Source organism: Actinoallomurus soli (assembly GCF_024055715.1).
Lineage (GTDB): Bacteria > Actinomycetota > Actinomycetes > Streptosporangiales > Streptosporangiaceae > Actinoallomurus > Actinoallomurus soli.
The window spans coordinates 334057-354605 of record NZ_JAMXMV010000001.1 but is presented as its reverse complement, the minus strand read 5'-3'; the positions used below and the strand labels follow the sequence as shown (position 1 = coordinate 354605).

Annotated in this window: 21 protein-coding genes; 5 read left to right on the top strand and 16 right to left on the bottom strand. The window is 69.4% G+C overall.

Features of this window, described 5'->3' with window-relative positions:
- Window positions 1–69: 69 nt before the first annotated feature.
- From qcrB to ctaE, 4 genes are read right to left on the bottom strand one after another with little or no spacing between them, the layout of a single operon-like run.
- On the bottom strand, window positions 70–1746 hold the full coding sequence (gene qcrB / locus NDW01_RS01645; protein WP_252815865.1) for a cytochrome bc1 complex cytochrome b subunit: 1677 nt from the start codon (window positions 1744–1746) through the stop codon (window positions 70–72).
- Window positions 1747–1795: 49 nt separating this feature from the next.
- Window positions 1796–2860, bottom strand: a complete 1065-nt coding sequence (gene qcrA / locus NDW01_RS01640) for a cytochrome bc1 complex Rieske iron-sulfur subunit (protein WP_252815863.1) — start codon at window positions 2858–2860, stop codon at window positions 1796–1798.
- Window positions 2853–3665 carry a cytochrome bc1 complex diheme cytochrome c subunit gene (qcrC, locus tag NDW01_RS01635; protein WP_252782838.1) on the bottom strand — a complete coding sequence of 271 codons (813 nt, stop codon included), beginning with the start codon at window positions 3663–3665 and terminating at the stop codon, window positions 2853–2855. The genes qcrA and qcrC overlap by 8 nt, the downstream gene beginning before the upstream one ends.
- Before the next feature lie 21 nt (window positions 3666–3686).
- Window positions 3687–4346 carry an aa3-type cytochrome oxidase subunit III gene (gene ctaE / locus NDW01_RS01630; RefSeq protein WP_256510830.1) on the bottom strand — a complete coding sequence of 220 codons (660 nt, stop codon included), beginning with the start codon at window positions 4344–4346 and terminating at the stop codon, window positions 3687–3689.
- A 166-nt stretch (window positions 4347–4512) separates the two neighbouring features.
- Between ctaE and NDW01_RS01625 the strand changes: the two genes are divergently transcribed.
- Both NDW01_RS01625 and trpD read left to right on the top strand, forming a co-directional pair.
- Complete coding sequence (locus tag NDW01_RS01625) at window positions 4513–4950, top strand: hypothetical protein (protein WP_252815861.1); 438 nt, start codon at window positions 4513–4515, stop codon at window positions 4948–4950.
- Between the two features lie 44 nt (window positions 4951–4994).
- Complete coding sequence (trpD, locus tag NDW01_RS01620; protein WP_252815860.1) at window positions 4995–6047, top strand: anthranilate phosphoribosyltransferase; 1053 nt, start codon at window positions 4995–4997, stop codon at window positions 6045–6047.
- Between the two features lie 215 nt (window positions 6048–6262).
- Here trpD and NDW01_RS01615 read toward each other — a convergent pair whose 3' ends face one another.
- From NDW01_RS01615 to ctaC, 3 genes are read right to left on the bottom strand one after another with little or no spacing between them, the layout of a single operon-like run.
- Complete coding sequence (locus tag NDW01_RS01615; protein WP_252782830.1) at window positions 6263–6658, bottom strand: cytochrome c oxidase subunit 4; 396 nt, start codon at window positions 6656–6658, stop codon at window positions 6263–6265.
- 1 nt (window position 6659) lies between these two features.
- A complete protein-coding gene (gene ctaD, locus NDW01_RS01610) occupies window positions 6660–8336 on the bottom strand; it encodes an aa3-type cytochrome oxidase subunit I (RefSeq protein ID WP_406567674.1) in 1677 nt (558 codons plus the stop codon).
- Window positions 8333–9136, bottom strand: a complete 804-nt coding sequence (ctaC, locus tag NDW01_RS01605; protein ID WP_252815858.1) for an aa3-type cytochrome oxidase subunit II — start codon at window positions 9134–9136, stop codon at window positions 8333–8335. The genes ctaD and ctaC overlap by 4 nt, the downstream gene beginning before the upstream one ends.
- A gap of 153 nt (window positions 9137–9289) precedes the next feature.
- Here ctaC and NDW01_RS01600 point away from each other — a divergent pair, with 153 nt between their 5' ends.
- Window positions 9290–10426, top strand: coding sequence for a cysteine desulfurase family protein (locus NDW01_RS01600; RefSeq protein WP_252815856.1), 1137 nt, complete (start codon window positions 9290–9292; stop codon window positions 10424–10426).
- Window positions 10427–10511: 85 nt separating this feature from the next.
- Complete coding sequence (locus NDW01_RS01595) at window positions 10512–10739, top strand: sulfurtransferase TusA family protein (RefSeq protein WP_252810881.1); 228 nt, start codon at window positions 10512–10514, stop codon at window positions 10737–10739.
- Window positions 10740–11091: 352 nt separating this feature from the next.
- Here NDW01_RS01595 and NDW01_RS01590 read toward each other — a convergent pair whose 3' ends face one another.
- Together NDW01_RS01590 and NDW01_RS01585 are read right to left on the bottom strand one after the other, a co-directional pair.
- On the bottom strand, window positions 11092–12057 hold the full coding sequence (locus tag NDW01_RS01590; protein ID WP_252815854.1) for a carbohydrate kinase family protein: 966 nt from the start codon (window positions 12055–12057) through the stop codon (window positions 11092–11094).
- 166 nt (window positions 12058–12223) lie between these two features.
- A complete protein-coding gene (locus tag NDW01_RS01585) occupies window positions 12224–12577 on the bottom strand; it encodes a HesB/IscA family protein (RefSeq protein WP_252815852.1) in 354 nt (117 codons plus the stop codon).
- A gap of 196 nt (window positions 12578–12773) precedes the next feature.
- On the opposite strand from NDW01_RS01585, the gene nadA reads away from it, so the two are divergent.
- Window positions 12774–13925 carry a quinolinate synthase NadA gene (gene nadA / locus NDW01_RS01580; protein ID WP_252815851.1) on the top strand — a complete coding sequence of 384 codons (1152 nt, stop codon included), beginning with the start codon at window positions 12774–12776 and terminating at the stop codon, window positions 13923–13925.
- Window positions 13926–13989: 64 nt separating this feature from the next.
- Here the strand turns inward: nadA and NDW01_RS01575 are convergent, their stop codons facing one another.
- From NDW01_RS01575 to htpX, 7 genes are all read right to left on the bottom strand, one after another.
- On the bottom strand, window positions 13990–14577 hold the full coding sequence (locus NDW01_RS01575; RefSeq protein ID WP_252815850.1) for a Fic/DOC family protein: 588 nt from the start codon (window positions 14575–14577) through the stop codon (window positions 13990–13992).
- Window positions 14574–14912, bottom strand: a complete 339-nt coding sequence (locus tag NDW01_RS01570; RefSeq protein WP_252815849.1) for an antitoxin VbhA family protein — start codon at window positions 14910–14912, stop codon at window positions 14574–14576. The genes NDW01_RS01575 and NDW01_RS01570 overlap by 4 nt, the downstream gene beginning before the upstream one ends.
- A 63-nt stretch (window positions 14913–14975) precedes the next feature.
- Window positions 14976–17252, bottom strand: a complete 2277-nt coding sequence (locus NDW01_RS01565) for an ATP-binding protein (RefSeq protein WP_252815847.1) — start codon at window positions 17250–17252, stop codon at window positions 14976–14978.
- 159 nt (window positions 17253–17411) lie between these two features.
- Complete coding sequence (locus NDW01_RS01560) at window positions 17412–18179, bottom strand: ABC transporter permease (RefSeq protein ID WP_252815845.1); 768 nt, start codon at window positions 18177–18179, stop codon at window positions 17412–17414.
- A 124-nt stretch (window positions 18180–18303) separates the two neighbouring features.
- A complete protein-coding gene (locus NDW01_RS01555; protein ID WP_252815843.1) occupies window positions 18304–18975 on the bottom strand; it encodes an ABC transporter ATP-binding protein in 672 nt (223 codons plus the stop codon).
- Window positions 18972–19541, bottom strand: a complete 570-nt coding sequence (pspAB, locus tag NDW01_RS01550) for a PspA-associated protein PspAB (RefSeq protein ID WP_252815841.1) — start codon at window positions 19539–19541, stop codon at window positions 18972–18974. The genes NDW01_RS01555 and pspAB overlap by 4 nt, the downstream gene beginning before the upstream one ends.
- 38 nt (window positions 19542–19579) lie before the next feature.
- Window positions 19580–20506 carry a zinc metalloprotease HtpX gene (gene htpX, locus NDW01_RS01545; protein WP_252817324.1) on the bottom strand — a complete coding sequence of 309 codons (927 nt, stop codon included), beginning with the start codon at window positions 20504–20506 and terminating at the stop codon, window positions 19580–19582.
- Window positions 20507–20549: the final 43 nt, after the last annotated feature.

Here is a 20549-nt window from a genome sequence, read left to right as displayed (position 1 = left end):
GCCCACGAACACGCGACGGCCCGCCACCCGTAATCGGGTGGCGGGCCGTACTCGCGTCGGGCGGAGGCGTCAGTGGTGGCTGATCGCCCTGCTGCCTCCGGTGCCGCCGGGCTCGACGCCGCCCGGCTGGAGCTCCTCCTCCGCGTGCGGGCTCGTGTCGTCGTGCCCCTCGTCGTGGCCGTCCGCCGGGACGTCGTCGACGGTGAAGGCGCGGTTGAGGTTCTTGCGCAGCTTGCCCAGCGGGCCACGCGCGGACGGCGACGGGATGCCGTTCTCGTCCTCGGCCTCGATCGCCAGCTCCGGCAGCGGGTCCTTGCCGGTGAGCACGGCCTTCTGCTCGTCGCTCGCCGGCTCGTGCACCTCGATGAACTCGCCGTTCGGCAGCCGCATGATGACGCCGGACTCGACACCGTGGTGGACGATGTCGGCGTCCTTCTTCTGCAGGCCGAGGCAGATCCGCTTCGTCACGTTGTACGCGATCACCGGACCGATGAAGATCGCGAACCGGAAGAACCACGTCGTCGCGTACAGGGACACGTGGAACTTGTCGGCGATGACGTCGTTACCGCCGGCCAGCCACAGCAGACCGTAGAACGTGACCGCGGTCATGCCGACGGCCGTACGGAACGGGGCGTTCCGCGGGCGGTCGGCGATGTGGTGGATCCGCTTGTCGCCGGTGGCCCACTGCTCGATGAACGGCCACAGGGCCGCGCCGGTCATGATGAGCCCCAGCGGCACGAGCGCGGGAACCAGGACGTTCCACGAGACCGTGTGACCCCACAGGTTGGTCTCCCAGTTGGGCATGATGCGAAGCGCGCCCTCGAGGAAGCCCATGTAGTAGTCCGGCTGCGAACCCGCCGTGATCGAGTCTGGCGTGTACGGGCCGAACAGCCAGATCGGGTTGATCTGGGCGAACGTCCCGAGGAACGCGATGACCGCGAAGGTGAACATGAAGAAGGCGCCGGCCTTGATCATGAACACCGGGTAGAACGGCTTGCCGATGACGTTCTTCTGCGCACGGTTCTTGCCCGGGAACTGGGTGTGCCCCTGGTGCCACAGGATCATGAAGTGCGCGCCGACCAGCGCCAGCAGGATGCCGGGGATCAGCAGGACGTGCACCGTGTACAGACGCGGGATGAAGTCGTGGCCGGGGAAGTCCCCGCCGAACGCGAAGTAGAACAGGTACGTGCCGACCAGCGGGATCGACTGCATGACGCCCTGGGTGATCCGCAGACCCGTGCCGGACAGCAGGTCGTCCGGCAGCGAGTAGCCGAACAGACCCTCCAGCAGCGCCAGCGTGAACAGGCCCAGGCCGATCAGCCAGTTGACCTCGCGCGGCTTGCGGTACGCGCCGGTGAAGAAGACGCGCAGCATGTGCACCGTGAGCGAGGCCACGAACATGACCGCCGCCCAGTGGTGGATCTGCCGCATGAGCAGGCCGCCGCGCACGTCGAAGCTGATGCGGAGCGTCGAGTTGTACGCCTCGCTCATGTGCACGCCGACGAGCTTGGTGTAGTGCCCGTTGTACACGACCTCGGACATGCTGGGCTTGAACCACAGCGTCAGGAACGTCCCGGTCGCGAGCAGGATGATGAACGAGTAGAGCGCGATCTCCCCCAGCATGAACGACCAGTGGTCGGGGAAGACCTTCTTCATCTTGCCGCGGAGGAATCCCGCGGTCCCGAAGCGCTCGTCGAGGAAGCCGATCGCGCCGTCGACGGCCTTCGGGGGTGCTTGCGTCGTCATTGGTCGCTCACCGATCCTCGCTCATCGAACCGGTCGCCGATGAGGGTTGTCATACCTTGGGCCTCCCACGCTCCCAGAAGCTGGGTCCGACCGGCTCGTGGAAGTCGCTCGTCGCGATGAGGTAGCCCTCGGAGTCGACGCCGAGGGGCAGCTGCGGCAGCGGCCGGGCCGCCGGACCGAAGATGACCTTGGCGCCGTCGAGCGCGTCGAACGTCGACTGGTGGCACGGGCACAGGATGTGGTGCGTCGTCTGCTCGTACAGCGCGGCCGGGCAGCCGACGTGCGTGCAGATCTTCGAGTAGGCGATGATGCCGCCGACGTTCCAGTTCTCCCGGCCCTTCTTGACCTTGAGCTGGTCCTCCGGAACGTTGATCAGCAGCACCGTGGCCTTCGCGAGCTCGTCGAGGTTGTCCTCGGCGCCCTCCGGGATCACCGTGATGATGCCGCCCGGGGAGTTGAAGTCGGACGGCTTCAGCGGCTGGCCGGTGCCGTCGACGACGAGCCTGGTGCCCTTCTTCCACGACGTGTGGCGGAGCTTCTTCTCCGGCAGCGGACCCAGGTCGCGCAGCAGCAGGATCGGCAGCAGGCCCAGCGGCGCGGAGGCCAGCAGCAGCGAGCGGCGCAGCAGCGGCCGCTTCGTGAGGCCGCTCTCCTCGGCGCCCTGGAGGAAGTACTCGTTGAAGACCTCGCGGTCCTCGGCCGGGGACGCCAGCTCGTGCCGCTCCTGGATGATCTCCTTGGTCGTCATCAGGTGACGGACCCAGATCGTCATCCCGACGGCCATGCCGATGAAGATCACCGTGAGCGAGGTGCCCAGGGCGTAGTTCGAGTGCATCGCCCGGACGATGTCGTCGTTGCCGACGTGGCCGGGCCAGACGGCGTAGAAGACGATGAACGCGATGCCCGCGAGGAAGGTCAGGAAGAAGAAGAACGCCGCCGCACGCTCGGCCTTGCGCGCCTTCACCGGGTCGAGCTTGTACCCGCTGCTCTCCCCGCCGTCCCCGTCGGAGGGCAGCAGGTCATGGCCCTGCACCTGCGGTGGAGTTCCGATGACGCGCTTAGGCGCCCGCTCCTCTTCCGAGGACGCTCCGTGGGTCTCGTTGGTCTCAGACATTGTGCTTCTTCTTGGGCTTCCTGGCGGTGATCCACATCGCCGCGATGATGATCAGTCCAAGTCCGACCAGCCAGCCGGCCAGGCCCTCGGCCACGGGGCCGACCCGGCCGAGACCGTTACCGCCGGGGTTCGGCTCGCTGCGGGTCTGGGTGACGTACGCGATGATCGCCCGCTTCTGCGCCGGCGTCAGCGTGGTGTCGTTGAAGACCGGCATGGCCTGCGGACCGGTGAGCATGGCCTCGTAGATCTGCTCGGGCGTCGCCTTGGTCAGCGGCGGGGCGTACTTGCCTCCGGTCAGCGCCCCGCCGGAACCGGCGAAGTTGTGGCACTGCGCGCAGTTCGCCCGGAAGAGCTTGCCGCCCATGGCCGCGTCGCCGTTGGCCGGGTCGACCTGGTCCTTCGACGGAATCGCGGGGCCGCCGCCGAGAGAGGCGATGTACGCGGCGATCTGGCGGGTCTGCTCCTCGTTGAAGACCGGCTTCTTGCGCGGAATCTGCGCGCCGAGGTTCATCGCGGGCATCCGCCCGGTGCTGACCTGGAAGTCGACCGAGGCCGCGCCGACGCCGAGCAGGCTGGGGGCGTTCTTCGTACCCTCGGCGTTGGCACCGTGGCAGCTCGAGCAGGCCTGGTTGAACAGTTGCTTGCCCTTGGCCACGTCCTGGTCCGACGCCGCCGCGGCGGCCGCCTGTGCCCGGTCAGTGCGCGGCGAAACACCGGCGTAGGCGACGCCGATGATCGCGAGCGCGGCCAGCACAACGGCGTAGCCCGCCCACGGGCGCCGTCGCCATGCGGTGATCCATTTCACGGAAGAGTCCCTCGTTCTGGGTCAGGTGAAGATCTTGTCGATCCCGTAGATGGTGAAGAACAGCCCCACCCAGACCGCATCGACAAAGTGCCAGTAGTAGGACACGACGATGGCGCTCGTCGCCTGCTCATGTGTCCAGCGCTTCGCGGCGTACGTGCGTCCCAGCATGAAGATGAACGCGATCAGTCCACCGGTCACGTGCAGGCCGTGGAAGCCCGTGGTCAGGTAGAAGACCGAGCCGTACGCGCTGCTGGAGATCGTCGTGCCCTCGTGAATGAGGTTGCGGTACTCATTCAGCTGGCCGGCCACGAAGACCGCGCCCATCAGGAAGGACAGGACGTACCACTCGCGCAGACCCCAGCGCTTGAGGTTGAAGATCGACCCCAGGCGCCTGACCTGCCCCCGTTCCGCGGCGAACACGCCCATCTGGCAGGTCACACTGGACATCAGCAGGATGAAGGTGTTGGCCGAGGCGTACGGGATGTCCAAGTGGGCCTGGGGCCACGCGCCGCCGTCCCCCTTGGTCACCGACCGGATGGTGAAGTACATCGCGAACAGCGCCGCGAAGAACATGAGCTCAGACGACAGCCACACGATCGTGCCCACGCTTACGAGGTTGGGCCGGTTGGCGTGGGACCGGGGTGCCGTTTCTGTCGCGGTTGCTGTTGCCACGGGCAGCATTATTGCGGCCCCTTCCCGGGCTCCGTGCAGGACCCCCCTGTAGAGGCGATTCGCCTCCTCACGGCAGGTCGGCCGGGCCGGAGGCGGACGGCCCTCTCCGCCGCCGCGCCATCTCCCGGTAGCATCGGGCACGTATCACGTGACCACGTAACCCATGGATGAGCCGATGAGCACCGAAGAGACCATGAAGGTCCTCGTATACAGCGACGACGCGAACACCCGCAACGAGGTGCGGCTCGCGATCGGCCGCCGCCCCGCGCCCGGCCTGCCGAAGGTCGAGTTCGTCGAGGTCGCGACGGAGCCCGCGGTTTTCGTCCACCTCGACAAGGGCGACGTCGACGTGGCGATCCTCGACGGCGAGGCCCGTCCGGCCGGCGGCATGGGCATCTGCCGGCAGGCCAAGGACGAGATCTACCACTGCCCGCCGATCATGGTCATCATCGCCCGCCGCGACGACGGCTGGCTGGCGACCTGGTCCCGTGCCGACGCCGTGGCCTCCCAGCCGATCGACCCGGTCGCGCTGGCCGAGGGCGTCGCCGACCTGATGCGCCGCCGCCTGGAAGGGCGCGTCGGCGACTCCGAGCCCCGCCTGTCCGTCCAGTAGCCGTCCGCTCGCCGCGGACGCCGGCGTACCCCGAAGAGGCACCCATGGATCCGCGCACGACGTGGCCCGCGCTCCTCAACGCTCTGATCGACGGCGAGTCGCTGTCATCGGACGAGACGGCCTGGGCGATGAACGAGATCATGTCCGGTCAGGCGACGGACGTGCAGATCGCCGGCTTCGCCGTCGCGCTGCGGGCCAAGGGCGAGACCGTCGCCGAGGTCGCGGGCCTCGCGGAGGGGATGCTCGGGCACGCTCGCCCGATCAGCCTGCCCGGGCCCGCCGTCGACCTCGTCGGCACCGGTGGCGACCGCGCGCACACGGTCAACGTCTCCACCATGGGTGCCATCGTCGCCGCGTCCGCGGGCGCGCGGATGGTCAAGCACGGCAACCGGGCGGCGTCGTCGTCCTGCGGCGCCGCCGACGTGCTCGAGGAGCTCGGCGTCGTCATCGACCTGCCGCCGGCGGCGACGGCCGAGGTCGCCGACGAGGTCGGGATCACCTTCTGCTTCGCGCCGCTCTACCATTCCGCGCTGAAGTACGCCGCGAAGACGCGCGCCGAGCTGCGCGTGCCGACCGTGTTCAACTTCCTCGGCCCGCTGACGAACCCGGCCCGGCCCTCCGCCCAGGCGGTCGGGGTCTTCCACCCGCGCATGGCGGGGATCGTCGCCGGGGTGTTCGCCGAGCGCGGCTGCTCGTCGCTCGTGTTCCGCGGCGACGACGGGCTCGACGAGCTGACGACCACGTCCACCTCCGTCATCTGGGTCGTCCGCGACGGCACCGCCACCGAGACCGTCTTCGACCCGGCCGACCTCGGCATCCCCCGCGCCACCCCGGACGACCTGCGCGGCGCCGACGCCGCGCACAACGCCGCGGTGGCCCGCGCGGTCCTGGGCGGCGAACGGGGCCCGGTGCGCGACATCGTGGGCCTCAACGCCGCCGCGGCGCTCGTCGCGGCGGAGGGAGCCCCTCCGGCCGACGCGCTCACCGAGACGCTCGCGGCGGCGTACGCCCGGGCGCTGGAGGCCATCGACTCCGGCGCGGCCACCGCTCTGCTCGACCGCTGGATCGCCGCCACCCGCCGCCGACGCGCCGCCTGAGACGGCGCCGCCCTCTCTTCTCACGGCTCGGTCACCCACCGCCGCGCCACCTGACGCCTCGTCGTGCGCTCCGCGACGCCGCCCGACGCCGCCGTCACCCCTCGCCACGCTCTCCCCCGCCGCGCCGCTGCGGGGGTCTCCGAGACTCTCGTACATCCTCTGACACGCCGAAGGCCGGCACCGCTTGCGCGGTGCCGGCCATCCGTGCGTCTGCCTCAGTGGGAGAAGTGACCCCGGTAGTACTCGAAGACGAACCCGATCGCCGCGAGGATGACACCGAGCATCCCGATGAGCATCAGCCACCAGCCGAACACGGCGCCGAGCGCGGCCGTCGCGGCGGCGAGCGCCGTGAACAGCGGCCACCAGCTGTGCGGGCTGAAGAACCCGAGCTCACCGGCACCCTCGGCGATGTCGGCGTCCTTGTCGTCCTCCGGCCGCGGGTCGATCCGCCGGCCGGTGAACAGCAGGTAGAAGCCGGTGAGGCCCGCCAGGCCGATGGTCAGCGCCAGGGCCGTCGTACCGGTCGGGTCGTGCGACCACAGCCAGTAGATCAGGTCCATCACCGCGAAGAACAGGGCACAGAAGACGAACAGGAAACCCTCGATCTTCATGTCAGTCCTCCTTCCCGGCGCCGGCCGTCACCGCGGCCTGGTCCTGGTGCGGGTAGTGCAGATCGAAGGCCGGGCGCTCCGACCGGATCCGCGGAATCGAGGTGAAGTTGTGTCGCGGCGGCGGGCAGGACGTCGCCCACTCGAGCGAGTTGCCGAAGCCCCACGGGTCGTCGACGTTGACCCGCTTGCCGCTCTTCGCCGTGATGAAGACGTTCCACAGGAACGGGATCATCGAGGTGGCGAGGATGAACGCGCCGATGGTCGAGACGACGTTCAGCGAGGTGAACTGCTTGGCGTAGTCCGGGACACGACGCTGCATGCCCTCCGCGCCGAGCCAGTGCTGGACCAGGAAGGTCGTGTGGAAGCCGATGAACAGCAGCCAGAAGTGGATCTTCCCGAGGGTCTCGTTGAGCATCTTCCCCGTCATCTTGGGCCACCAGAAGTAGAAGCCCGCGAACATCGCGAAGACCACGGTGCCGAACAGCACGTAGTGGAAGTGCGCGACGACGAAGTAGGAGTCGTTGAGCTGGAAGTCCAGCGGCGGCGAGGCCAGGATGATGCCGGTCAGGCCACCGAACAGGAACGTCACCAGGAAGCCGATCGACCAGAGCATCGGCGTCTCGAACGTCAGGTGCCCGCGCCAGATCGTGCCCACCCAGTTGAAGAACTTCACACCGGTCGGGACCGCGATCAGGAACGTCATGAACGAGAAGAACGGCAGCAGCACCTGGCCCGTCGGGAACATGTGGTGCGCCCACACCGTCACGGACAGACCCGCGATCGCGATGGTCGCGCCGACCAGACCGATGTAACCGAACACCGGCTTGCGGCTGAACACCGGCAGGATCTCGGTGATGATGCCGAAGAACGGCAGCGCGACGATGTAGACCTCTGGGTGGCCGAAGAACCAGAAGAGGTGCTGCCAGAGCATCGCTCCGCCGGTGGCCGGGTCGAACACGTGCGCGCCGAGCTTACGGTCGGCCTCCAGCGCCAGCAGCGCCGCGGCGAGCACCGGGAACGCCATCAGCACGAGGATCGACGTCAGCAGGATGTTCCACGTGAAGATCGGCATCCGGAACATCGTCATGCCCGGCGCCCGCATGCAGAAGATCGTCGTGATGAAGTTGACGCCACCGAGGATCGTGCCGAGGCCGGACAGCGTCAGGCCCATGATCCACATGTCGCCGCCGATCTCCGGCGAGCGAACGATGTCCGAGAGCGGCGTGTAGGCGTACCAGCCGAAGCTGGCGGCGCCGCCGGGGGTGAGGAACCCGGCCAGCGTGATCAGGCTGCCGAACACGAAGAAGTAGAAGCTCAGCATGTTCATGCGCGGGAACGCCACGTCCGGCGACCCGATCTGCAGCGGCATGATCACGTTGCCGAAGCCGACGAACAGCGGCGTCGCGAACATGAGCAGCATGACCGTGCCGTGCATGGTGAACAGCTGGTTGAACTGCTCGTTGCTCATGATCTGCAGGCCCGGCTTGGCCAGCTCGCTGCGCATGAACAGCGCCATGATGCCGCCGATGCCGAAGAACACGAACGACGTGATCAGGTACATGTACCCGATCACCTTGTGGTCCGTGGACGACAGCCACGACACGATGACGCGGCCCTTGCTCGGCCGCGGCCGGAACGCCGGCGCGGAGGGGGTGGAATGAGTGATGGTCGTGGTCACTGAGCGCTCCCGCTCGCCTGATGGCTCGAGATGAACTGCTGGAACTCCTGCGGCGTGACGATCTTCACCTGGAAGAGCATCCGGCTGTGGTCCACGCCACAGAACTCAGCGCAGCGTCCCTCGAACGTACCCGTCTTGGTGGGGGTGACCTCGAAGTCCTGTCCGGAGCGGGCACCGGGGATGATGTCCCGCTTGAAGATGAACGAGGGAACCCAGAAGGAGTGGATGACGTCCGTCGAGACCAGGTGGAAGCGTACCCGCTGCCCGACCGGGATGACGAGGACGGGCTTGTTCGTGCCGTCGGGGCTCGTGGGCTGACCGACGATCGGCTTGGTGTGGTACTGCGGGTAGTCGAACTGCCAGCTCCACTGGAAGGCGGTCACGTTGACGAGCGTGACCTGACCCGGATCGTTCGTCTTGCTGACCTTGTTGAGATACGTCTCGTCGCGCGCGGTGAAGTAGAACAGCACCGCGATGATGATGAACGGCACGACGGTGTACAGCATCTCGATCGGCAGGTTGTACCGGACCTGCGGCGGCAGCTGGTCAGAACGCTTGCGGTGGAACAGCACCGCCCAGATGATCAGCCCCCACACGAGCGCACCGACGGCGAACGCCGCGATCCATGACCCCTGCCACAGGGTCACGACGCGCTTGGCCTGCTCGGTGACCGGCGTCGGCAGGCCGAGACGCTTGCCTTGGCCGGAGCACGCCGTGGTGGCGAGGGCCAGCATGGAGAGCACCGCGGCGCCCTGCAGCATGCGTCGCCGCGGGCTCGGCGCTGCGGGGCGCACGGGCATGTGCCGCTTCCTACGGCGGGTCGGACTCACGGATTGCCTTCCCACGATGAAGCCCGAATCTCCGGGCGATCAGTTCGATGTTCACGCTTGTCGACCAAACATTAGCGTGAGGGTCGCGGACACCCACTTGGGACCCCCATTAGTGTCTTCTCCGTGGCCTACTTCGATGCGGCGTCCACCGAATCCCTGCATCCGGCGGCGCGGGAGGCCCTGGTCGCCGCCCTGGACGGCGGCTGGGCCGACCCGCAGCGGCTCTACGGCGGCGCGCGGCGCGCCCGCCTGCTGCTCGACCAGGCCCGGGCCAAGGTCGCCGTGGCGTTCGGCGTACGGCCCGACGAGACGTTCTTCACCTCCTCCGGCACCCAGGCGGTGCACCTGGCGATGCTGGGCGCGCTGTCGGCCCGCCGCCGGACCGGCCGCCACCTGGTCGTCGGCGCCGTCGAGCACTCCAGCGTCCTGCACACCGCCGCGCTGCACGAGCGCGAGGGCGGGAGGGTGACCACGGTCGGCGTGGACCGTACGGGGCGGGTCGACCCGGAGGAGTTCGCGGCGGCGCTGCGCCCCGACACGGCACTGGCCTGCCTGCAGTCCGCGAACCACGAGGTCGGCACGCTGCAGCCGGTCGCGGAGGTGGCCGAGGCCTGCCGGGCGGCGCGCGTCCCGCTGTTCGTCGACGCCGCGCAGTCCGCCGGCCGGGTCGAGGTGCCCGCCGGCTGGTCGCTGCTGGCCGCCAGCGCGCACAAGTGGGGCGGTCCCCCGGGTGTCGGCGTGCTCGTCATCCGGAAGAACACCCGGTGGCGGTCACCGCTCCCGGAGGACGAGCGCGAGGGCCGCCGGGTCCCCGGGTTCGAGAACGTCCCCGGCGCCGTCGCCGCCGCGGCGGCCCTGGAGGCGTACGCGGCGGAGATGGAGCGCGACGGGCCGCGGCTCTCCGCGCTCGTCGACCGGATCCGTGAGCGCGTTCCCCGGCTCGTCGAGGACGTCGAGGTCATCGGCGACCCCGTACGCCGCCTGCCGCACCTGGTGACGTTCTCCTGCCTGTACGTCGAGGGCGAGGCGCTCCTCACCGAACTCGACCGGCTCGGTTTCGCCGTCTCTTCCGGCAGTTCGTGTACGGCCGATACGCTGCGTCCCAGCCACGTCCTGGAGGCGATGGGGGTGATTACCCACGGGAACGTCCGGGTATCGCTCCCTCGCGGAACCAGCGCGACCGACGTCGACCGTTTCCTCGCGGTTCTGCCCGGAGCCGTGGCCCGGCTCCGCCGTACGGCGGGGATGACCACTCATTGAGTAGGGAGATGCGATGGGGCTGAGGCGCCGCCGGGCCGAGCGGGAGGTCCCCCGGGAGGCGACGCCCCCGGCGTACACCGGGCCGATGCCGGTCCTGACCATCGATGCGCTGGGCCGCAAGTGCCCGATCCCGATCATCATGCTCGCCGAGCGCATCGGTGAGGTGCCGGTCGGCCAGATCATCGCGGTGCAGGCGGACGACGTCGCCGCGCGCACGGACGTCCCCGCCTGGTGCCGGATGAAGTCCCAGGACTTCGTCCGCGAGGAGACCCTCCCCCGCGGCTGGGCCTTCCACATACGCCGGACGTATTGAACCGCGCCCGCTCCGCGGGCGCGGTTCGCCGGCGCCCAACGCACCGTCTTCCCTCGCGTCTGATGGCGCCCGCTCCGCGGGCGCGGTTCGCCGGCGCCCAACGCACCGTCTTCCCTCGTCGCTCCGGTCGCTTCGCTCCCTGCGCTCCTCAGTCCAGACGGTGCGCGCCGGCTCACCTTGTGGTTGCCGTTGCTCAGGCACGGCGGTCGGAGCGGCACGAGCTTGCTTCGATTGCTGCGCTCCTCAGTCCAGGCGGCGCGTGCCGCTGACGCTGCGGTCGCTGTTCGGATTGCCTGAACGGGTGAGCGCTCGCTCCGGCCCTGAAGGGGCGGAGCGAGCGCGGAGGATGGAGTCAGATGTGCCGGGCGATCTCGGCGGCGGCGTCCGGTCCGTACGCGTCGGCGAACCGCTCGACGAAGCGCTCGCCGTGGAGGGTGTACTCCTGCGGGCCGGCGACCTCCAGCGCGTGCGCGGCGAGGAGGTTGCCGGTCTGCGCGGCGCGTTCGAGGGACAGCTCCCAGGAGAGCGCCGTGAGGAACCCGGCGCGGAACGCGTCGCCGACTCCCGTGGGCTCGACCTTCACGACCTCCGGGGCGGCGTCCACGTGCAGGCTCGGCTCACCGGCGCGGTCGATACGGACGCCCTTCGGGCCGAGCGTGGTGACGCGGACGCCGACGCGGGACAGGATCTCCTCGCTCGACCAGCCGGTCTTCTGCTCGCACAGCGACGCCTCGTACTCGTTGGTGAACAGGTACGCTGCGCCGTCGATCAGCTCCCGCACGTCGTCCATCCGGGCGAGTTGCTGGGAGGGGTCCGCCGCGAAGGGGATGCCACGGGCGCGGCACTCCTCCGTGTGACGGATCATCGCGTCGGGGTCGTCGGCGCCGATGAGGACCAGGTCGATGCCGCCGACCCGCTCGACGATCGGCTGCAGCTCGATCTGGCGGGCCTCGCTCATCGCACCCGTGTAGAACGAAGCGATCTGGTTGTGGTCCTGGTCGGTCGTGCACAGGAACCGCGCGGTGTGGTGGAGGTCGGACACGTGCACCGAGGACGTGTCGACGTTGTGCCGCTCCAGCCAGGACCGGTAGTCGGCGAAGTCGTCGCCCACCGCGCCGACGAGGATCGGGCGTTGTCCGAGCAGGCCCATGCCGAAGCAGATGTTGGCCGCCACGCCGCCGCGCCGGATCTCGAGCGCGTCGACGAGGAAGGACAGGGACACGGTGTGCAGCTGGTCGGGAATGAGCTGGTCCGCGAACCGTCCCGGAAAGCTCATCAGGTGGTCGGTTGCGATGGAGCCGGCTACAGCGATGCGCACGACGTCGATCTCCTCGTCGGTTCGGCGGCCTCGTCATGAACGCGGGGCCGTCTCGAAGGGCGTTCCAAACCCGGCAAGGGTACTGCCTCACCGGGTCCTGACACGCCGGATGCCCGTGACCGGGGCAGGCCCGGTCACGGGCATCATCGCGTGCAGCCCTGGAGGCTCAGTGGAACGAGTCGCCGCAGGCGCAGGAGCCGCTGGCGTTCGGGTTGTCGATCGTGAAGCCCTGCTTCTCGATGGTGTCGACGAAGTCGATCGTGGCACCGGCGAGGTAGGGGACGCTCATCCGGTCGACACGGACGTTGAGGCCGTTGAAGTCCTGGACGAGGTCGCCGTCCACCTCACGGTCGTCGAAGTAGAGCTGGTAGATCAGGCCCGAGCACCCACCCGGCTGGACCTGCACGCGCAGCGCGAGACCTTCTTCGCCCTGCTGCTCGAGCAGGCTCTTGGCCTTCTCCGCGGCGGCGTCCGTGAGGACGACGCCCTGCTGCGTGCCGGTCTCGGCTGGAACCGTCATGTGCTGACTCCCGATTGGCTCGGTCGCCTCGCGGCGGCCGTGATGTTGTCGCTTGCCTCTCCGCACAACGTACCCGCTGCCGGGGGGCATTCCCCAATGAGCGTGTTCTTTCACGCCCGCTCCCGGCCACTTGACCTCCCGCGCGTACGATGACGTATCGTCAAAGAGACGATAAGTCTGCCAAGGGAGCCTCCCAGTGACGATCGACATCGGCAGCCCCCTGCTGCTCCTCGGCCGCGGCGCCGACCCGGCGAGCGAGCGCGGTGTCTCCTGCCCGGGTGACCTGCCGCCCGCCTCCGACCCCGCCCTGGTCGAGCGGGCCCATGCCGCCAAGGCGGCCCTCGGCGAGCGGCTGTTCGTGCTGGGCCACCACTACCAGCGCGACGAGGTCATCCAGTTCGCGGACGTCACGGGCGACTCGTTCAAGCTCGCCCAGGAGGCCGCGGCCCGGCCGCAGGCGCCGTACGTCGTCTTCTGCGGCGTGCACTTCATGGCCGAGTCCGCCGACATCCTGACCGGCGCGGACCAGCGCGTCGTCCTCCCGGACCTGGCAGCCGGCTGCTCGATGGCCGACATGGCGACCTACGACCAGGTCGAGGAGTGCTGGGAGGTCCTGGAGGACGCGGGCATCGCCGACGACGTCGTTCCGATCACGTACATGAACTCCTCGGCCGACATCAAGGCGTTCGTCGGCCGGCACGGCGGCACCGTCTGCACGTCCTCCAACGCGCGCCGCGCCCTCGAGTGGGCGTTCTCCAAGGGCTCGAAGGTGCTGTTCCTGCCCGACCAGCATCTGGGCCGCAACACCGCCGTGCTCGAGATGGGCCTGGGGCTCGACGACTGCGTGGTCTACAACCCTCACCGGCCGGACGGCGGTCTCGGCACGGACGAACTGCGCGCCGCCACGATGATCCTGTGGCGCGGGCACTGCTCGGTGCACGGACGGTTCAGCAAGGAGTCCGTCGACGACGTACGGGCCCGCATCCCCGGCGTCAACGTGCTGGTGCACCCCGAGTGCCGTCACGAGGTCGTCAAGGAGGCCGACCACATCGGGTCGACGGAGTACATCATCCGGATGCTCGAGGAGGCGCCCGCCGGCTCGGCGTGGGCCGTCGGCACGGAGCTGAACCTCGTGAAGCGCCTCGCCGACCGCCACCCCGACAAGACGATCGTCTTCCTCGACAAGACCGTCTGCTTCTGCTCGACGATGAACCGCATCGACCTGCCGCACCTGGTCCGGTCGCTGGAGTCCCTGGCGCACGGCGAGGTGGTCAACCAGATCACGGTCGACGCCGAGACCGCCCACTACGCCCGCATGGCCCTCGACCAGATGCTCGCGCTCCCCTAGCCGCCCCACCGCCCGATCACCGGCGGTCGCCGCGGCCCTTCCGCCGACCGCCGGTGCTCCGGCTTCAGCGAAGCCCGTCGAACGGCTCGACCAGCTCATCCAGCATCCGGCACATCGGCTTCGGGTCGCCGCGCATCCTCGCGATCGACGCGGCGGTGTTCTGGTCCGCGTCGAGCCGATGCCAGTTGCCACGGAAACTGGCATCTCGGGCGAGTTGCCCGAAGAGAGCACGTTGGGTCCGGCCGTTGCCTTCCCGGAAGGGATGGACGGCGTTGATCTCTCCCAAGTAGAAGGCGAGCCTCTCGACGAAAACGCTCCGTCGGAGCCGCCTCAGGTGGCCCTCGCGGGCCAGGCCGCGGAATATCTGGTCCGCGGCGGACTCGATGAACTGAGGGAGGCAGAACGGGTGGCCCTTGGCGATCACGACGGTTCTTAACTCGCCGGCCCATGGATAGACGTCGCCGAAGATCGCCTTATGGAACGAGCGCAAGTGAACGAGGTCGTAGTCTCCGGAAAGCGATCGCGTCTCAAGCCGGGCGAGCGCCAGATAGGTGAGGTCGGCCTCGGCTTGTGACAGCTCACGTGGGTCATTCATGCCGAGCCTGTTGACAAGGACGCCGGTTGACGGATCTATGTACGGGTCATTACTCACAGACGTCGATACTGCCGCAGCGTCTCCTCGTACATGTCCGCTTCGCTGATCTCACCCCTAGCCCAGCGCTCCGCGCGGGCGGTCGCCTCCGCCGAGGGGGCGAGGCCTTCCGCCCGGAGCGATCCCTCCGCCGCGTCCAGCGCATGACGCCGACGTTTGTACTCGGCGAATTCCTCATATGCGGCATATGGCAGCAATACCGCTTCAGGCTTGCGCTGCGACCCGAAGATCACTGGCTCCGCGGACGCGCCCTCGCGACGAAATCGCGCGACCGTCTCGGAGAGACGCCGGCGCACCTCGGACAGCGGATGCACGGACAGCGCGAAGGACGTCATGCCCACGAGTGTACTTGGAATGTGTACAACTTCCCGTACATCTCCGCCACGACCTGCTGCTTGTCAGGGCGGGGTCTGTTCGGAGACCCAGGCGGCGATCTGGGTACGGGAGGTGAAGCCGAGCTTGGCGAGGATGTGCTCGACGTGGCCTTCGGCGGTGCGCTGGGCGATCACCAGGGACGCCGCGATCTCCTTGTTGCTCATTCCCCGCGCGACGAGCCGGGCGATCTCCGTCTCCCGCTTGGTCAGCGGGGTCCATCTGTCGCCGACCGCCGGGGCGGACGGGGCGGGCGGAGGCGGCCGCCGCTCCGAGAGGGCGTAGTCGAGCGCCTCCTCCTCCGAGAGGCGGGTACCCCGTTCGACGGCCGCGCGGAACGCCTCCTCACCGAGCCCCTGACGCGTACGGGCCACGCATTCCTCGTGGTGGATCGCGAGGTAGGCGTATCCCGGCATCCGCGCGCCGATTCCCTCCCAGAGATTGCCCAGGATGCCCAGCAGCCGGCCGGCTCGCTCGTGGTCCCCCTCCCCGGCGGCGATCCAGGCCAGCGCCTCGATGTTCAGGCCCATTCCCAGCGTGTCGCCGAGCAGGCGGTTGAATCGCAGGCTCTCGCGTTCCAGGGAGGCGGCGCGCCGCGGATCGCCCTGACGCCAGGTCTGGATGCCGAGCGCCGTCATCGCGTACGCCCGCTGCCAGCGTTCTCCGTGGACGTCGCAGATGGCCATGGCCTTTTCGGCGGCGGCGACGGCGCGCTCGGACTCGTCCAAAGAGGAGTACGCGAGGGCGAGCCGGGTGAGCGCCAGCACCTCACCGAGAGGGTCCTGGACGGCGCGGTGACGGGTCACCGCCTCCGTGTAGAACCCGACCGCAGCCTCACTGTCCCCCTGATGCATGGCGACCGTCCCGGAGTACGACGCGACGTAACCGAGGATGTGCTCCAGCCCGTTCTGCTCGGCGAGGGCTCTGCTCTCGGCGAGCATCCGGGTCGCGGACGCCGGATCTCCCTGCATGATGGCGAGCCAGCCGCACGACGCCAGCGCCCGGGACCTGATCTCGACGTGGATCCCGGGATCCGCGAGGCCCTGCTCCAGCCAGTCGCGCCCCTCCCCGAGGTGGTAGCTGGTCACCCAGTGGTACAACAGGTTGCTGGCCATGTCGATGCAGAGCCCGGCGCGCTCGGCGTAGCAGTACTCCAGAGCGGAACGCAGGTTCGGATACTCGACCCTCAGCCGGTTGAGCGTCTCCACCTGCGCCGGGCCGAACAGCCGCGCCTTCGACTCGCGGGCGACTCTCCGGTAGTAGTCGCGGTACCGGCGTTCGACCGTCGACTTCTCGCCCGAGTCGGCCAGCCGCTCCCGGCCGTACCGCCGTATGGTCTCCAGCAGCCGGAACCGAACTCCGCCCGGGCCCTCCTCCCGGGCGAGGACCGACTTCTCCACGAGGCCGATCACCAACTGGACGATCTCGCCACGGCCGATGCCGTCCCCGGCGCAGACCTCCTCGGCAGCCTCGAGATCCAGGCTGCCGGTGAACACCGAGACGCGCGCCCACAGCAGACGCTCCTTCTCCGTGCACAGGGCGTAACTCCAGTCGATCAGCGCGCGGAGCGTCTGATGTCGCGACGCGACGGCTCTCGACTCCATGGACAGGAGCCGGAAACGATCGTCGAGCCGGTCGAGCAGCTGCTCGACCGAGAGGGCGCGCAGCCGTACCACGGCGAGTTCGATGGCGAGCGGGAGCCCGTCCAGGCGCCTGCAGATCCGCTCGACGATCTCACGATTACGGTCCGTGACGGCGAATCCGGGCAACACCGCCTCGGCCCGCTCCGTGAACAGCCGGACCGCGTCGGACATCGCGGACTGTGTCCCATGCGGCGCTCCGTCGCAGGGCAGGGACAGCGTCGGCACGACGTACGTCTGCTCGCTGAAGATGCCCAGCGGCTGCAGGCTCGTGGCCAGGATGTGCAGCTCCGGGACCTCGCGCAGCAGCGTTCGCGCGAGCAGGCCGCACTCTTGGAGGAGGTGCTCGCAGTTGTCCAGGATCACCAGCGTCCGTTTGCCGGCCAGATGCTCGACGAGCACTTCGCCGGGGCGCTCGACCGAACGGGCCGTGATTCCCAGCGCGGCGACCAGCGTCTGGGCGAGCAGCTTCGGATTGTCCAGTTCCGCGAGTTCGGCCAGCCAGACGCCGTCCGGGTAGGCGCGTCGTAGTTCGGCGGCCACCCGCAGGGCCAGCCGGCTCTTGCCGACACCGCCCGGTCCGGTGAGGGTCACGATGCGAGACACCGACAGCAGGCGTTTCACTTCGGCCAGCTCGCGCCGACGCCCGACGAATGTAGTCATCTCCGCAGGGAGCCAAGAAGTGGATCTCCGCCCGGAGGTGCTGAATGTGGTCACCGTCATTGAAGCCTCGTATTCGGCTTTGACCAGCGATTTCAGGCTGAAACCCACCCTAGCAGCGTCTCGCGCGCCGATTCGGGCGCGTCCGATCGAGGGCCGGCCCTAGCAGCGCAGGCGGTGGGCCTCGTCGAAGAGGGCGGCCTCCGCGAGGCGGGTGGTGACGTACGCGCTGATGGCCGCCGCCGCGAGCAGCATGTACATCACGACGATCTGATAGCGGATCGCGGTGAGCGGGTCGACACCGCCGAGGATCAGGCCGGTCATCGCGCCGGGCAGAGTGATCAGGCCGACGACCTTCGTCGAGTCGACGACGGGCAGCAGGGCGGTGTGGAGCGCGTCGCGGGTATGCGGCGCGAACGCCTCGCGGGCGGTGAGACCGAGCGACAGCCGGGCCTCGATCGCTGCCCGGCCGGACGTCACCGCGTCCCGTACGCGCCGGAGCGCCAGGCCGGCCGCCTGCATCGAGCCACCGATGATCATTCCGGCCACGGGGACGACGACGCGCGCCTGGGCGGGGATGACGTCGAGCAGGACGAGGGCGAGCAGCGTCGTGCCGCCGCCCGCGGCCAGGCCCGCGGTGGCGGCCACCCGCGACCGGGGCACCCCCGAGCCGCGCCGCCCCGCGACCTGCCCGGCGATCACCACCATAACCGCCGCCCAGGCGAACGCCCCCGGCAGGCCGGCGTACTTGAAGATGGCGAGCAGCAGCGCGCCGACGGCGATGAGCTGGACGCCGGCGCGGACGGCGGCGACGACGAGTTCACGGCTGATCCGCAGACGTGCCCGCGCGACGATCCCGAGCGCGACGGCGACCAGCGCGAGCGAGGCCACGACGCCCGGCCATGACGGGACGTGCACCTCATGGGTCACAGGACCTCCTCCACAGGAAGAGCGATCGCACTCACGAGACCTCCTCCACCGCAGGGGCGACCGCACTCACGATGCCTCCTCCGCCGCAGGGGCGACCGGCGGAGCCGTGCCCTGGCTCGCGCGCTCACGAGGTCGCGGTCCGCAGGTAGGCCACCTCGTCGGGAGGGCCGTGTTCGGCCAGTCGCCCGGCGCGGAGAACGATCACGTCGTCGGCGAGGCGCCGGGCCTGCGCGGTGTCATGGCTGACGAGGACGGCGGTGCCGCCTGCCGCGCGCAGGTCCTTGACGACCTGCTCGATGGCCTCGGCGCTGGCGCGGTCGAGTGCGGAGGTGGGCTCGTCGAGGAGGAGGACCTCGGGGCGGAGCGCCAGCGTACGGGCCAGGCAGACGCGCTGGGCCTCTCCTCCGGACAACCCGGCGGTCGGGCGTTCGGCGAAGGCGGGCGGCAGACCGATCTCGGCGAGGAGCGAGCGGGCCTCGTCCTCCGTCAGGCCGGGACGGCCGACCCGCAGATCGTCCAGGACCGTGCCGGTGAGCAGGGTCGGCTGCTGCGCGACGAGGCCGACGCGGCGGCGCAGCGCGAGGACGTCCAGGGCGGGCAGCGGGGTGCCGTCGAGCAGGACGCGGCCGCTGGTCGGCTCCAGCATCCGGTTGAGCAGGCGCAGCAGCGTCGACTTGCCGGCGCCGCTGGGCCCGGCGATCGCCGTGCAGTGCCCCGATCGGAGGGTGACGCTGATGCCGTCGAGGATGACGGCATCGCCGTGGCGTACGCCGACGGCCTCGAGGACGAAGGTCACAGCCCGGGAGCGCCCCATACCGGGAACCACCGGCTCAGGTCGCCCTCGACGGGCAGGTCCGCGCCGACCGCGCCGCGTACCTGCAGTTCCAGAGCGTTGTCCCGCCTTTCGCCCGGCATCGGGGCGAAGGGGTAGAAGGTGCCGCGCTTGTAGAGGTAGACGAGGCCGAAGCGCCTGCCGTCCGGGCCGGTGAAGGCCACGAGCGAGCAGAGCAGCTGGGGGCCGAATCCGCCGGACTCCAGGGCGGCGTTGACCGCGTGCAGGTCCGTGACGAGGCCTTCGAGGTCGGTCGCGGGGTGCCGGGCGACCAGCCAGGTGTAGCCGTACGTGTCGGTGCTCAGCTCGACCTTCGGCCCCTCACCGGCGTCCAGGAGCTCGCGCACGTCCTTCTCGATCTGCGCGAACGCCGCGCCCTCGGCCGCGCGGAAGCAGACGGCGCCCACGCCCGTGGGCGTCAGCCCGGCCGCGGCCTCCAGGGTCACGGCCGCGGTCGGCAGCGCGAACAGCCGGTCGAGGTCGGGTTTCTTGGGCTTCGACCGGCCCAGCAGTGTGTCGAGGAACCCCATGTAAGACTCCCTGGTCCACCAGCGGCGTGTCGCCCGCGTCAGGCTCCCCGGCCGAGCTGGGCGGAGATCTTGGCGAGCTGTTCGAGTCGCTGGTCCAGCGACGGGTGGGTGGAGAAGAGCGTCGAGATGCTGATCCCCTTGCTGAAGGCGGGCGCGAAGTAGAAGGCGTTGAACGGCTCGGCGGCCCGCAGGTCCTTGGTCGGGATGCGGGACATCTCGCCGGTGACCTTGGTGAGCGCGGCCGCCAGTGCGGAGGGCCGTCCGGTGAGCAGCGCCGCGGCGCGGTCGGCCGACAGCTCGCGGTAGCGCGACAGGGCGCGGGTCAGCAGGAAGCTGATGGCGTAGACCGCGGCGCTGACGCCGATGACGACCAGGAGGACCATCGCGGTGCTCTGGTCGTTGTTGTTGCGGTCGCGGTCGTTGAACCCGCCCCACAGGCCCCACTCCAGGCCGAACCGCGTGAGCAGGCCGGCCAGGATGCCGAGGAACGACGCGATCGTCATCACCGCGACGTCACGGTGGGCGACGTGGGACAGCTCGTGGGCCAGCACGGCCTCCAGCTCGACGGGGTCGAGCCGCCGGAGCAGGCCGGTGGTGACGCAGACCACGGCGTTCTGCTGGTTGCGTCCGGTGGCGAAGGCGTTCGGCACGTCGGTGTCGGCGACCGCCACCTTCGGCTTCGGCATATCGGACATGGCGCAGATCCGGTCGATCACGCCGTGCAGCTCCGGGGCCTCCTCCGCCGACACGACGCGCCCGTGCATGGCGAACAGCGCGAGCCGGTCGGAGAAGAAGTACTGGGCCAGGAGGAAGGCCACGGCGATGACCAGGACGACCAGCCAGAGCCGTGGCACGAACACGAAGAAGAACCCGACGAAGACGATGTACAGCAGCCCCAGCAGGAACATCGTCAGCAGCATGCGCGATGTGAGCCCTCGGTCGGGTGCGAAGCGCGAGCGCTCCATCATGTCCCCTTCCTCCCGTCCGACGCTTCTTCAGATAGAACGT

What these genes read in the sequence shown, in the direction of transcription:
- qcrB (WP_252815865.1), bottom strand. Translation starts at nt 1,746, where the DNA reads ATGACGACGCAAGCACCCCCGAAGGCCGTCGACGGCGCGATCGGCTTC.
- qcrA (WP_252815863.1), bottom strand. Translation starts at nt 2,860, where the DNA reads ATGTCTGAGACCAACGAGACCCACGGAGCGTCCTCGGAAGAGGAGCGG.
- ctaE (WP_256510830.1), bottom strand. Translation starts at nt 4,346, where the DNA reads ATGCTGCCCGTGGCAACAGCAACCGCGACAGAAACGGCACCCCGGTCC.
- NDW01_RS01625 (WP_252815861.1), top strand. Translation starts at nt 4,513, where the DNA reads ATGAGCACCGAAGAGACCATGAAGGTCCTCGTATACAGCGACGACGCG.
- trpD (WP_252815860.1), top strand. Translation starts at nt 4,995, where the DNA reads ATGGATCCGCGCACGACGTGGCCCGCGCTCCTCAACGCTCTGATCGAC.
- NDW01_RS01615 (WP_252782830.1), bottom strand. Translation starts at nt 6,658, where the DNA reads ATGAAGATCGAGGGTTTCCTGTTCGTCTTCTGTGCCCTGTTCTTCGCG.
- ctaC (WP_252815858.1), bottom strand. Translation starts at nt 9,136, where the DNA reads ATGCCCGTGCGCCCCGCAGCGCCGAGCCCGCGGCGACGCATGCTGCAG.
- NDW01_RS01595 (WP_252810881.1), top strand. Translation starts at nt 10,512, where the DNA reads ATGCCGGTCCTGACCATCGATGCGCTGGGCCGCAAGTGCCCGATCCCG.
- NDW01_RS01585 (WP_252815852.1), bottom strand. Translation starts at nt 12,577, where the DNA reads ATGACGGTTCCAGCCGAGACCGGCACGCAGCAGGGCGTCGTCCTCACG.
- NDW01_RS01570 (WP_252815849.1), bottom strand. Translation starts at nt 14,912, where the DNA reads ATGACGTCCTTCGCGCTGTCCGTGCATCCGCTGTCCGAGGTGCGCCGG.
- NDW01_RS01565 (WP_252815847.1), bottom strand. Translation starts at nt 17,252, where the DNA reads ATGACTACATTCGTCGGGCGTCGGCGCGAGCTGGCCGAAGTGAAACGC.
- pspAB (WP_252815841.1), bottom strand. Translation starts at nt 19,541, where the DNA reads ATGGGGTTCCTCGACACACTGCTGGGCCGGTCGAAGCCCAAGAAACCC.
- htpX (WP_252817324.1), bottom strand. Translation starts at nt 20,506, where the DNA reads ATGGAGCGCTCGCGCTTCGCACCCGACCGAGGGCTCACATCGCGCATG.